Origin of the sequence: Terriglobus sp. ADX1 (genome assembly GCF_036877645.1) — a bacterium.
Lineage (GTDB): Bacteria > Acidobacteriota > Terriglobia > Terriglobales > Acidobacteriaceae > Terriglobus.
On record NZ_JAEDXV010000023.1, the window covers coordinates 58,678 to 72,117 of the forward strand.

9 protein-coding genes and 1 pseudogene are annotated in these 13,440 nt (G+C 55.7%); 7 read left to right on the plus strand and 3 right to left on the minus strand.

Annotation, left to right across the window (positions count from 1 at the left end; translation table 11 throughout):
- Positions 1-4 precede the first annotated feature (4 nt).
- The 7 genes from JAO32_RS14845 (at position 5) to JAO32_RS14875 (ending at position 10,623) form a co-directional block, all read left to right on the plus strand.
- Positions 5-1,441 carry a TolC family protein gene (locus tag JAO32_RS14845; RefSeq protein WP_334241757.1) on the plus strand — a complete coding sequence of 479 codons (1,437 nt, stop codon included), beginning with the start codon at positions 5-7 and terminating at the stop codon, positions 1,439-1,441.
- 313 nt (positions 1,442-1,754) lie between these two features.
- Positions 1,755-3,116 carry a Dyp-type peroxidase gene (locus JAO32_RS14850; protein ID WP_334241760.1) on the plus strand — a complete coding sequence of 454 codons (1,362 nt, stop codon included), beginning with the start codon at positions 1,755-1,757 and terminating at the stop codon, positions 3,114-3,116.
- Positions 3,117-3,184: 68 nt separating this feature from the next.
- Positions 3,185-3,682: a hypothetical protein gene (locus JAO32_RS14855; RefSeq protein WP_334241762.1), complete on the plus strand. Its 498-nt coding sequence runs from the start codon at positions 3,185-3,187 to the stop codon at positions 3,680-3,682.
- A 57-nt stretch (positions 3,683-3,739) separates the two neighbouring features.
- Positions 3,740-4,741, plus strand: coding sequence for a catalase (locus JAO32_RS14860; protein WP_334241763.1), 1,002 nt, complete (start codon positions 3,740-3,742; stop codon positions 4,739-4,741).
- Positions 4,742-4,847: 106 nt separating this feature from the next.
- Positions 4,848-5,882 carry an NAD(P)-dependent alcohol dehydrogenase gene (locus tag JAO32_RS14865; protein WP_334241765.1) on the plus strand — a complete coding sequence of 345 codons (1,035 nt, stop codon included), beginning with the start codon at positions 4,848-4,850 and terminating at the stop codon, positions 5,880-5,882.
- Between the two features lie 54 nt (positions 5,883-5,936).
- On the plus strand, positions 5,937-7,247 hold the full coding sequence (locus JAO32_RS14870) for an NAD(P)/FAD-dependent oxidoreductase (RefSeq protein ID WP_334241767.1): 1,311 nt from the start codon (positions 5,937-5,939) through the stop codon (positions 7,245-7,247).
- A 409-nt stretch (positions 7,248-7,656) separates the two neighbouring features.
- Positions 7,657-10,623 carry a sensor histidine kinase gene (locus tag JAO32_RS14875; protein ID WP_334241769.1) on the plus strand — a complete coding sequence of 989 codons (2,967 nt, stop codon included), beginning with the start codon at positions 7,657-7,659 and terminating at the stop codon, positions 10,621-10,623.
- 49 nt (positions 10,624-10,672) lie between these two features.
- Here JAO32_RS14875 and JAO32_RS14880 read toward each other — a convergent pair whose 3' ends face one another.
- From JAO32_RS14880 to JAO32_RS14890, 3 genes and pseudogenes are all read right to left on the minus strand, one after another.
- A complete protein-coding gene (locus tag JAO32_RS14880) occupies positions 10,673-11,296 on the minus strand; it encodes a response regulator transcription factor (protein ID WP_334241771.1) in 624 nt (207 codons plus the stop codon).
- A 195-nt stretch (positions 11,297-11,491) separates the two neighbouring features.
- Entirely contained in the window at positions 11,492-12,484 is a 993-nt protein-coding gene (locus JAO32_RS14885; RefSeq protein WP_334241772.1) for a VTT domain-containing protein, read from the minus strand.
- 497 nt (positions 12,485-12,981) lie between these two features.
- Positions 12,982-13,440: pseudogene (locus tag JAO32_RS14890) on the minus strand (patatin-like phospholipase family protein); the annotation flags it as partial.

A 13,440-nucleotide genomic window follows, 5' to 3' on the forward strand; every position in this document is an offset into this window, starting at 1 on the left:
AAACATGCGATCTGTAGATGTTGATAAGGTTAGACCCGAAGGCCGTGAAGGGGGTGCCTTGCGCATCCTGATTCTGTCCCTCCTCCTCTTGTTGGCAGCGCGAACTGGAATCGCGCAGGCGTCCACGAATGCTGAGACCGAACCGAGCGGAAACGTTGAGCGACGTCCCTTAGTTCACCTGACCTTGCAAGACGCCGTGACGCGTGCAATGCGGCACAACAGGCATGTGGAACTTGCGAGCCTTGACGTGACACAGGCAGAGGCCAAGAGGAAGATTGCTCAGTCCAGCTACTATCCGCATATCAAGAATGAGTCGACTGCCCTCTATGTGACGGCCCTGCAGGGAGTAGTCGTGCCAGCTGGGGCTCTCTCGCAGAGCGGCGTTGCTGGTCTTGTCCCGAGTCAGACCCTAGTCATAGGCCAAGGATCACAGAAGACCTATACGAGCGGGACCGGTCTCGTTCAACCCATTACACAACTTTTTAAAGTGCATGCTGGAGTACAAGCTGCTAACGCTGAGGTTGAAATCACAAAGATCGACGCAGCCGACGCCGCAAACTCCGTCTCCCTTCTGACTCACAAGCTCTATTTCGAGATTCTCACGAAGCAGGAGGAGCTTAAGGCGGCTGACGCAGCGATTCAATCAAGCGTCGTTGCGAATGAGGAGAGTACGAACGATATTGCCGAGGGCAAATCCCTGGAGATCGCAGGCTTGGAGACCCGAGCATCGCTGCTTGAAACGCGACGACAAAGCCTGATTGCGCGGTTGGCGATCGATGATCTTGTTCTGCAGTTGGACGATGTCGTAGGGCTGCCTCTAGGAACCCGCCTGGAGCTTGATTCCGCTTCAGTTGGGGAAGGTCCAATTATTCCGTCCGAGGCTGATGCGATAGCGCAAATCGAGGCGAAGAATCCAAAAGTGCTTGCTGCGATACAAGACGTAGAAAAGGCTAAGGCGGCGCTCTCCGCTGCGAAGACGGCCTACATACCAGATGTTACAGGGGTGGCACGTTATAGCTACCAGAGCGGAATACCATTTCTCGTCCATAATTTTGGGACGTTTGGTGGCACTATCTCTTACGACCTCTTCGACGGCGGTACCCGCGAAGGGCATCTTAAGGCCGCGAAGATTCAATTGCAGATGGCTGAGCTTCAATTTGCCCAGACGAAGGCTGACGTTTCGATCCAGGTCTCAGCGGTCTATGACGACATTCGGAAGATGCAGCAACTCATGTCCGTTGTGACGGCAAATGTGGCGGTCCGGGAAGAACAGTCTCGGGTAGCTCAACGACGATTCCGCGAAGATGCCGGTCTGGCCTCGGAAGTGGGACGCTCAAGAGCCAATCTCGCGACCGCCAGGACCTCCCTACTCGGAACACAGCTCGGTTTGATTCTGCTGAAGGATCAGGTGCTTACCCTACTGGCCGAGTGTGCGAACTAGCACAGTCGTATCGACGATTTGCAGGTCCGCAAAGGCATCGACAAATCTCGGTGTTCTGAATTCGAGAAAGTGCTTCTTTCGTAGAGTCCAGCCAAACCGGCGATTATGATCGCCGGTGCAATACGTGATCTAAGTCTCACCAGGCAAGTTGAATCTGGTCCGGTACGGCGTTTCCGCCCTCCCCCCCAAAGTGACTGGCATAACTCCACAGTTATGGGGCTTACCGACATGCGGCGAATCAACGGAAACTCACATCAAGGTTGGTCGATAGGGTGCATCTGCATCCTCCTCACATTGGAGAGCTGGCGCGGCAATGACGAACAAAAACGAGAACCCAAAAGCGATGCAGGTGGCTCCAGCCTTGGACTTGTGCGACATCCAGGCGACCGTCCTGCGTCCAAGACCGACGCCGTATCGGGGCGAGTACGTCGGACTCCGAATCGATGACGCCCGACAGGGCAAAACGATGCTGTCGCGCATTTTGCCCTATGTCGCACCGTCGGATGAATGGTGGGTGCCAAGTCTGCCCGCATGGCTTGGTATTGCATTTACCTACGAAGGCCTCAAGGCCCTCGATCTGCCGCAAGCATCATTGGATAGCTTCCCTGAGGAGTTCAAGCAAGGGATGGCTGCACGTGCAAGCATCCTGAATGACGTTGGCGTAAATGCTCCGGAGAATTGGGAACGCCCCTTCGGCACAAAAGATCTGCATGCAACGCTGGCCATCTATTCCAGCGACGACCGCAATCTTGATGCGGTTCTCGATCGAGCCAGGTATGCCCTACTCGGCTTACCCGGAATATCAGTCATCTATAGGCTGAGATTCCACGAGCTCCCCGATGGACGTAATCCCTTCGGTTTCAGAGACGGCCTTCATAATCCTGTAGTGGAAGGCAGCGGTAGCAAGGTTTATCCCGGCTTTGGACGTCCGATCAAGGCTGGTGAGTTTGTCCTGGGATACCCGGACGAACTCGGAGCTACTGCAACCGCACCAGAGCCCGAAGAGCTTCGAAAGAACGGAACCTTTCTCGCCTTTCGCAAACTTGAGACGCACGTTGCCGCCTTCCGAACGTACTTGCGTGAGCAGGCGTCCTCCCCGGAAGAGGAACTTCTTCTGGCGGCCAAGATGTTTGGCCGATGGCAAAGTGGAGCGCCTCTGGTGCTCTCTCCTGAACACGATGACGCCGAGCTCGGAGCCGATCTAAGCCGCAATAACGCCTTTGGTTATGCCGATGACACAAGAGCGCTCAAGTGTCCGTTTAGCGCTCACATCCGCCGCGTGAATCCACGTGACGCTCTTGCCGGAGAATTTGTCGCGGTCGATCTGCACCACTTTCTTCGCCGGGGTACGAACTATGGACCGCCACTTCCAGAAGGCGTTCTGCAAGACGATGGCGTAGATCGGGGAGGGGTTTTTCTCTTGATTGGGACACACCTCACGCAGCAGTTCGAATTCGTGCAGTCGCAGTGGATCACGGACGGCAACTTCATCAACTCGGGTACAGAACAGGACCCGATTATCGGCAACGATCAGGCGGACAAGATGTTCACGATCCCGAAGGCTCCCATTCGGCGCCGGCTGCATGGCCTCCCTCAGTTTGTGACGCTCAAGGGTGGTGAATATTGCTTCATGCCGGGGTTGCAGGCTTTGAGGTGGATAGCGGAGTTGCCCTAAGAGGGGAGCGCTGGTGCGTCAAGCGCTTCAGGCATGAATGAAGTTCACAACATCAAGGAGTCAGATCAATGAGCGAAAATGCGGCAGTTTCCAAAGCAGCATCACCAGAAGGTATGAAAGATCAAGGCCTGCAGATGGGACAGGCGCACGAGTTTCTTATTCTCCTTCCATTGAAAGAAGGTGGCGCAGAGCGGATGAGGGCGAAAGCCAAAACATTTGGCGACGCCATTAAATCGATCGATCACATAGCCACGGTTCACGACTTCCGCTATGCGATCTTCGACAACGACACTCGGCTTCTCTTTGCGAGCACCTACGATGGTGGGTTCGAACAGTACATCAAGGATTTCTCGACCCTGATCCCTGATCAGATTGACGAATTCTTCGGAGATTCAGAAGGTTATCCCGGCGTGCGCAATCCTGAGATCTGGAGCTATATCGCGAAGTACCAACTGCAATCGCTCGTTTTCTATTCCGCATATCCCGACGTGACGGTCCGGCAGATCTGGAAAGGACAGCGGGTACTCGCGGCCTTCGAAAATCTCCTCGATCAAGCACAGTCCTAGAACGTGCCAACGTGTCGATTGGGAAGCTCTACCAACACATCAGTCAGGAGACGAAATATGAATCATGGTGAGTATGTCCTCGCAGAAGAACTAGTAGATCTGATCCACCAGAACTTCCAAGGGTTCCACGCCGGGTATCGTGATGTTCATGCGGCGGGCAGATATTACGCTGCCACATTCACGGCCACTCCCGCCGCCAAGGCACTGACACGCGCTGTTCATATGCAGGGGCAATCGGTCCCCGCGACGGTACGTCACTCGAAGAGTGCGTCGGGCAATCCTCTTGGACCTTCAGGCGCACCTTCCATTGCAGTGAAGTTTTTCCTGCCGAATGGTACGGTCACGGATCTCATTGGGTTGACGGTTCCACTGTTTCCAACTCGAACACCCGAAGAGACTGTTGGCTTGCTGCAAGCAGCCCGACCTGAAGTTCCGAACGGCGAACCAAATCTAGAAAAACTTCGAGAGTTCGCCTCAACCCGGCCGTGGGTTGCACATGCTCTCCAAGTCATCCAGGCTGTGCCGGCTGCGCTAAGCCTCGCGCAAACTGAGTTTCACGCTCTTCATGCCTTTCGATTCGTCAGCGCAGCCAACGAAATGCAGTATGGACGGTATCACTGGGAGCCTGTCGCCGGGGTCGCAAGCCAGACGAGTGAAGAACTGCTTGCGCTTCCGCAGAACTATCTTTTTGAAGAGCTGGAGGAGCGCCTCCGGAATGCACCGGTGGGCTTTGATCTTGTGCTTGAACTTGCCGGCGAGGGTGACCCTATCGACGACCCCAATGCTCCGTGGGCAGCTGGTCGCCCACGCGTCACGCTTGGCCGACTCGAACTGATCCGTCCAACAACGGTCGAAGAGATCGGCGACCCGGTGATGCTGCACGATCCTACGCGCCTGACGGACGGGATCGAGGTCTCCAATGATCCGATTCTCGCAGCTCGCCGCGGGATCTACGAGGTGTCGGTTGCACTTCGCACCGGAGGATGGAAGGGGCGACAGGCGGCCTGGGACTTGGAAGGCGCTTGCCCCTTCAGTTCGATCAAGAAGACCTCACAATAAGTGCCCTCATCGGGTAAAGCGATCGAAAGAGTAGATCCTAAGTAAGGACGCTTGTTGTCGCATCAAGAACCGTATCCATCGAGAGGTCGAAATGATTGCTTATCGCATGCTTGAACCCCAGGCGCCGCCCCAATTCCAAGATGTCCCGAAGCCTACCGCTTCTGCGGGGCAACTTCTTATCAAGGTTGCTGCTTGTGGCCTTTGTCACACCGATCTGGGAGCGGTAAGGCGACGAAGCAAAGAGGACTGGGGAGACACGCAGCCGCCTTTCACGATGGGGCACGAAGTTGCGGGTGTCATCGAGGAGGTCGGCCAGGGCGTGATTGGTTTCTCCGTCGGCGAGGCTATCGCAATCGTTCCACTATGGGGTAGTTGCGGTAAGTGCCCACCCTGCAGGCGCGGCGAGGAAAACTTTTGTTACTTCCTAAAGCGAATGATTGGAGCTGGCATGGGCTTCGATGGCGGGTTGGCGGAGTACATGGTCGTCGAGGCCCGCTTCGCCGTTCCCATCGGAGATTTTGATCCTGTTCTCGCAGCACCGCTCACGGACGCTGGGCTCACCACGTATACCGCCATCAAACCCGCCCTTCCTGCGCTCGTCCCTGGTTCCACGGCAGTGGTTGTAGGTGCTGGAGGTCTGGGATTGCTTGCTGTGCAATTTCTTCGTACGTTGACCTCAGCGCGAGTGATCGCTCTGGACAATGATCAGAAGCATTTGGATCTTGCGAAGGAGCATGGAGCTGATATAACGCTTCCCAGCGACGCATACAGCGCAGCCCACATTCGCGAAATCACCTCTGGTGCTGGTGCGACCTTCATACTCGATTGCGTTGGCTTGTCTGCAACCCTCACGATGGGAATTTCAGCGCTCGCGCGGCTGGGGCGTTTGACACTCGTCGGAGCCGTGGGCGGCTTACAGACCGTGCCGTTCGGATTGGATCAGATCCCATGGGGAGCTCAACTATCCACAAGCCTGAACGGCGGTACAACCAACCTTCGAGAGATTGTCGACCTCGCTCGACTCGGAAGGATCGAATCCATCGTGGATCGCTATCCGCTCTCGCGCGTCGCTGAGGCGTATGACGACTTGGAACATGGCAGATTGCGTGGTCGTGCTGTCTGTCTTCCCGATGGCAATTAATCCCAGACTCCATGTTGAGCATCGGCTGCTCGACAAGTAGGCCAGAGGAGGATTATGCAGCGTAGCAAGGTGAAGCACGTAGTTATTGTCGGGGGTGGTTTTTCGGGGCTGAACTGCGCTCGGAGATTGGCCCGTCACGAGAATTTTCGGATCACTTTGCTGGACCGAAATAACTATCAACAGTTCCAGCCGTTACTGTACCAAGTCGCAACGGGTGTTTTGTCGCCAGACAACGCTGCGTTCAACCTCAGAGCCGTTCTGTCCTCACATGAGAACGTAAACATCAAGATGGCCGAAGTCGCCTCAGTGGACATGACTACTCGAACTGCACGTACGCGGGATGGCGACGAATATAGCGGGGACTACCTGATACTTGCCGTTGGCGCGGAGGCCAACTTCTTCGGCATACCAGGTGTCGCAGAATTTGCTTTTCCCTTGTACTCGCTCTTGGACGCAGAACGGCTGAGATCGCGCTTGCTTGAGTTGCTAGAAGCTTCGGATCGGAACGGCTGGCGCGAAGGCGAAAATCGCCTGAGGATTGCGGTTGTCGGCGGCGGGCCCACTGGTGTCGAGATAGCCGGCGCAATTGCGGATGTCTTTCAGCGCACTCCTGACACGGTATTCAAAGATGCCGACCTGAAGAAAGCCTCTGTGACCTTGATCGATCAGGCCGCCAACGTGCTCGTCCCATTCACAAGAAAATCGCAGGAGTACGCTTCGGACATCCTTCGTGATCGTGGTGTCCGCCTGAGCTTCGGAAAGTCCGTAAAGCAAATCACCCCGACAGAGGTACTTCTGTCGGATGGTTCAATCGTTCCTGCTAATTTGGTCATCTGGGCTGGCGGGCTCAAAGCATCATCGCTTTCTGGTGCTCTCGGAGTGAAGACAGGGAGGGGAGGTAGGATTGACGTTGATGAAAATCTCACGGTTAATGGCTTCCCCGGCGTGTATGCTCTCGGCGATTTCGCGAATATTCAAGGTGATGACGGTCATGCACTTCCGCAATTGGCATCCGTCGCACAGCAGGCGGGAAAGCATTGCGCGGACAACATCGCAGCCGATGCTAAGGGAGAACTGACAACACCTTTCAAGTATTTCGACAAGGGCATCATGGCGATGGTGGGTAGGGATGCAGCTGTCGCTGAAGTCGGTTCCAGCCATCACACTCTTACTGGGCCACTTGCGTTCGCTGCATGGCTAGGTGTGCATGCGCTCCTTCTAACTACCGCAAGAGCGAAGATAGAGACCTTCCTCGAATGGGCCTGGGAATACTTTGGACACGTCCACGTTGCTCCCATACTCGATCGACCAAGTGTGGATTGGTCCGCTAAGGCCCCAGATGCTCCGGAGACTGGCAATCCTTAAGTGTCGAGTAGCAGTTGCACCGGAGGTGGATGTGGACGCACGGGCGGTGCAGCAATATTTGTTTGATCGATGAGGCGCCCGCCGTGTTCAAAGTACTATGAGCGCCGGGTTTGGTGCTTCTCCTTTTAGGCGTCTCGCAATCTTCGTGTGCCTCAATCTTCAACGTTCAAACTCTTGTGGGGGCGACCAAGCCAGTCCTTTTGGGGGAGGCAACGCCCCCCCATCTCCGCCTAAACTGCTAGCTGAAGCGACGTAGACAAGCCTATTTGCGCTGGTCCCAATGGAACAACATCCGAAAGAAGTTAGTTTGGTGCTGTTGACTCGTGGCCTTCGGGCGTCTCTGCGTCGTACCTGACATTAGCAGGAGGTTAGTATGCCACGCGGGGCCGTAACAAACAGCCGGCAACTGTTGACCGCCACGCTCTTATTGCTTTGCGCGTTTGGTGCTTTTGCGGATTCTTCGGTCGGCGCACCGGCATTGCAGTTGTCGCAGTATTCCCACTTCGCCTGGCGACTCCGGGATGGCTACTTCGCGGGATCGCCGAATGCGATTACGCAGACCCCCGACGGATACCTTTGGATTGGCACTGACGATGGCCTCGAGAGGTTCGACGGCATCTCCTTCGCTCCATGGGCTCTAGGCCAGCCGGGCTCAAAGAGACTCTTTGGAATTCAAAACCTTGTACCAGAACCCGACGGGAGCCTCTGGATTGGGACCCTTACCGGGTTGGCCCGGCTCCAAGGCGGCAAGGTTTCCTTCCTCATCACCAAGCGTGTCAACGGTGTAGTGCGACAGCCGGACGGCACAATCTGGATCGCCAAATCCGGCAATCAAGACGGCAAAGGCTTTTGCAGCATTGCGGCAAAGAGCGGCGCCATGCAGTGCTTCGGCGGTGGTGTCGGCAAATCTTGTGCCATAGGGCAGTCGGTGAGTCTGGATAACGCAGGACAGGTTTGGATCGGCTGCAACTCGTTCGTTTTGCGAATCACCAAAGCTTCGACGGCAGTGCTTTCACCGCTTCCTCTTACCACTGAATTGATTGAAGGGACGGATCATGCCCCGATGGACACCTTGGACCTCGGCGGCGGACGAACGTTGGTTGCGTTTGCCGAAAAAGGCCCTCACTTTGGATTACAGGAGCTCACGGCTGGGAAATGGCTGAGCTTCAATCCTGCCGGGCTCATCGGGCAGGATCTTCAGGTCACTCGCCTACTGCACGACCGCGACGGTGGTATCTGGATAGGAACCACCGGAAACGGACTCTACCATGTAGTGAATGGAAAGGCAGACCACTTCGGATCGACTGACGGCCTCTCCGGAGACGACGTTGCAAGCATCTACGAGGATCGCGAAGGCAGCGTTTGGGTCGCCACGCAAGCGGGAATCGACCGCTTTCGCCGTCCCAAAATAGTCTCCCTCTCGCCCAAGCAGGGGATGCTCTCGAACTACGCTCAGGGTGTTGCTGTTGGGCCAGACGGCACTGTCGCAGTGAGTTTGACCGGCGGGCTTAATTTCATACGTAATGGTCAAATTACTTCGATGTCAACCGGTAAGGGCCTCCCGGGATATCTCGTGGTTGGGCTAATGTTCGACCACACCGGCACCTTATGGGCTAGTACCGACAAAGGAGCCGGCCGCTTTTTGGGTGATAAATGGATTCCGCTGGATGCTCCAGAATTGGATCGAGCTCAGATCGTCGAGGACCCGCAGCACGAAATTATCGTCAAGTCGCATACTCAGGTTCTTCGCGTCGAAGGCAACAAGGTATTGGCTCTATTCAGCGCACTGCCACGGAGCGCCTCCTCTCTTGTCCGCGACCCTCACGAAGGATTCTGGGTTCTGGGGCAACACGGATTCGTGATGCGGTACCAGGGCGGCATGGCCACTGTTCTAGCAGCCGACAGGCCAGGCTTCCAATTGGAGTACGGCCTGGCACAACCAGATGGATCGGTCTGGGGCTGGGGCTTGAATGGTTTGCTGTATTTCAAGGAACACGAATGGCGAACCTTGGACGAGGGGCACGGCCTTCCGTGCAATGCCACCTACAACGTGCTAGATAATGGGGCCGGTCTCATCTGGGTCTATGGGCGTTGTGGCGTCATGGCATTGAACAAATCCGACCTTGACGCTTGGGTGGCGGATCCGACGAAACGCATTCGTCCGCAACTGCTCATCGATTCCACCGACGGCTCGTCGGGCGGATTTGGTGAGTTCATCCCCAATAGCGCCCAATCATCCGATGGGCTCCTGTGGTTTACCTCGGGGGGGCCTCTGCAATTTATCGACCCGAAATTCGCTCTACCGAATCAAACAATTCCACCGGTGCATATCCAGCAGATCGTTGCCGATCGCAGGACCTTGCCCTGGAGCGATTTCTTCAAGCTGCCGGCGCACACCCGAGAAGTGGAGATCGACTACGCCTCTCTCAGTCTGGCTTCGCCCCAAAAGGTTCGCTTCCGCTATCGCCTGTCGGGTGTAGATATGGATTGGCAGGATGTAGGTAACCGCCATCAGGCCTTTTACATGAATCTCAGGCCGGGCCACTACAGGTTTCAGGTAGTCGGGTCCAACAATGATGGTGTCTGGAATGCCGTGGGCGACAAGATCGAATTCGCTATCGCGCCAGCCTATTACCAGACGATTTGGTTCCGTATTCTGCTGTTGCTGGTGTTTGCTGGTGCGCTGTGGTCGCTTTATGTTCTGCGCGTCCGCATTATGGCTGCCAAGTTAGAGTCGCGGCTTTTAGAGCGTTTCTCGGAACGAGACCGAATCGCGCGAGAACTTCACGATACGCTTCTTCAGGGCTTTCAGGCCGTCGTCTGGAGTTTTCAAAGCAGCGTCAACAAGATGCCACCGGACGATCCACGCAGAAAGCCTTTAGGAGGAGCGATCGAGAAGGCAGAGGGGGTTCTTGCGATTGGCCGAGATCGTGTCCGAGGTATCCGCTCGAAATCCGCGCAGCAACTCCCACTCGCGAACGAGGTCGTCCACTTTGCCGAAGAGCTTGGACAAAGTAGTGCAAAGAGTGTGGTTGTGACTATCGAGGGCGAGCCGCGTAGCATGAACGAGCTTGTCCACGACGAAGTTATCGCCATCATTAAAGAGGCACTCACCAACTCAGCGAAACACGGGGAGGCCGAGCAAATCTCATGTCAGATTAAGTTTGAAAAGACACGACTGGTGGTGATTTGCGGTGACGACGGAGTTGGCATCCCGGGGAGCGCCTTGAGCGGCAAAGGCAAGGACGGCCATTTTGGGCTCCTCGGAATGCGAGAACGTGCAGGTCTGATTGGCGCAGCGTTGGAATTCAAGAAAAATGAGCCGCGCGGCACGGTCGTGCGACTCTCCATTAGAGCAAAGGTCGCTTACCGCTAGCTCATCGTTTACCGCCAGCTCATGTTGCAGACGGTATGTCGAGTATTCGTCAGAAATATCCGCGTTCCATGGCGATCATTACCGCGTGCGTACGATCATTTGCGCACAATTTGGAGAGAACATTGCGGACGTGACCTTTGACTGTGTCTTCAGAGATGCGGAGACTAATCGCCACCGCTTTATTCGATTGCCCCTTTGCGATGGCACGTAGGACATCGAGTTCCCGAACAGTCAATTCGTCAGCACTTATGTGAGCGGCTATGTCCTGTGCGATCTCCGCAGGGATGTGCCGCCGACCTGCGTGTACTCGGCGGATGGTAGTTACAAGGTCAGTGCGAAGCATCGACTTCAGGAGATATCCACGTGCCCCGCTCTTCAAAGCTCTGGAAGCATTGACGTCGCCCGCGTAGGTCGTCAGCATGACGATCCGAGCATTTGGGAACTCTTCCAGAATATTAGCGGTCGCAGCTATGCCGTCCATTTCTGGCATGCGAAGGTCCATTAAGGTGACATCCGGCCGGTACTGTTTGAAGCAGTGGATGGCTTCCCGTCCGTTCGAGGCTTGTGCCACGATCTCCATATCAGTTTCTTCCAAGACCGCAGAAGCGACACCATCCCGAATGAGATGGTGATCATCGACACAGAGAATCTTGATGCGCGTGGGTTCACCCATACTTTGACCTCAAAACGGTTGCATTGAACGCAATCGATTCATGCCGGCCCGACTGACGGTCTGCCGACGGCGTCTCTAGGGACAAGATATCACCGGGGTACGCTGATTCCTCCCCCCCAAAAAGTGTTGGATTCGAACATTTGGTCCGAGTCGCCGCGGCCTCGGCGAGTGTGGAAGCCGCTGGCTTTACTTAGATCAATGCAAATCCGAAGGAAGTAGGATGCCCAAGCGGCCGGCGATTTCCTCACGAGTACTGAGCTCGGCTGTGGTGGGATGGCCATCAAGTGTCCAGGCTTCCAGGCCACCCTCCAGCACCCACACTCTGGTCATCCCACGCTTTTTCAGCGCCTGAGCAACACGTGCGCTCGCAAAGCTGCCGCGCGACGAGCAATACAGGACCACATCCACCTCGGCTGGAATGCTGAACTCGCGAGCATTTCGGAGCCGCGTTGGATCAACTCTGAGCGCCCCCGGGATACCAGGTATCGCATCCATTTGCGCCTCGAACTTCAATAAATCGAAGACCGCGATCGGATCGCCGTTGTCGAGTCGCGCCTGAAGCCGTGCGGGACTGATGCGTCGCAGCCGAAGGTGGCGGATCATTCTGAAGATATAGATCCCTCTCCATGTTGCGTAGAGTAGCATCGGTAATCCGATGACCAGCACCGCGACGCGACCGAAGTGATCTCCCCAACGCATGATTGAGTCGATCTGGTTCGAAAACAGAAACCCAACCATGATGTACGAGCCGGACCACAGCGTGGACCCTATCGCGTCGTAGAAGAGAAAGCCGCGCAAGGAGGCGCCTTCCGCAGCCGCGACGGGAGGGGAGACGCCGTCAAGCCCCGGAACGAACTTGGCAAAAACTAATAGTCGAAGTCCCCAGCGGTCGAAGATTTCATGCGCTCGCGCTCGGCTGCGAGCGGGGTCAGAAGTGAAGCTGCAGACCACTCGAATCACGCGGCTTCCCCAGTGTCGGCCCAACCAAAACCAGAAAAGATCGGCGAAAAGGCAGCCAAGCATTCCGCAAAGCAGCACAAGCGAACAACTGAGATGATGGTCGCCGCGCGCGAGGAGTGCGCCGGCTGTCATTAAGAAGAACATCGATGGCACAGGAAGGCAAAATTGTTGCGCGAAAACGGCAAGAAATATGCCGCCATACGTGAGTTGATTCACCTCGCTCGTCATATTGCCTCCACGTTTAACAAATCGACTAAACCCGAGTGTGAGCGAGGTCTCGAAGGTCTTGGCGACAGATGGTACTAAACTGAAAGAGCGGGTCAACTCCAGCGGTTAAAGCAGCCCTTGCGATGTCTTCAAGAGGCAGGTTGTCTTGTCCGTAGCGCTCCACGATAGCCTTCACTACGCTTTCGGCGGCTTTGACTACAGACTCTGGCCCGACAAGTCGAATGCGACTAACGAGTGCGTAAATCCCGACTACGTCTGCCAGGTTAAAAGTACTTTTGGTGAGTGCGTCAGCATACAAACGCGTGGCGTCCGATATGAAATTGGAATAGAGAGTCTGCCGATCAGATATCTCTCGCGTCAGGATGTCCCTCTGCGTGACACTCCGCTGAAGTACATAGTTGCTCAAGACCGGCGTAAGGGCTCCTACTGAGGAGCCTCCGACCGCAGCAAGAGCGCTAATGACCGCCGTATTCATCTCTCTGTCTCCAGGACAAACACTAGAAAAGTTTGCCAAATGTGAAGAACACTTTCCTACGACCAGCATCGCCGATCGCGCCTCCGATCGTGATGGCACCGAGGGGGGTGCTCAAGAGAACTCCGCTGAACGCATCCTGCCGAAGCACAGCACTTCGTTCCGGCGCCCAAATCTCTCCTGACTCATAGCCTGTGGCGAGATAAACGCCGTGACCGAGGCCGGTGGGAAGCGTCGCGATGCGTCGTAGATAAGCTGCACGCGTGAGGATTATGTCCGTTCCTCGATATTCGTCGATGGATGAAGCGTAAAGACGGAGGGGCCCTCCCAACGTAAATCGGAAAGGGTCTGCGACGTTATGTCGGAAGTAACTGCTGGCGTTAACCGACAGGCTCACGAGATTACGATTCGCGAGCGTGAACGTTTGTTTCACATCTAAAAGGACAAAGGGGGTCTGTTCGCTCGCGGTCGTATGAATCAAGCG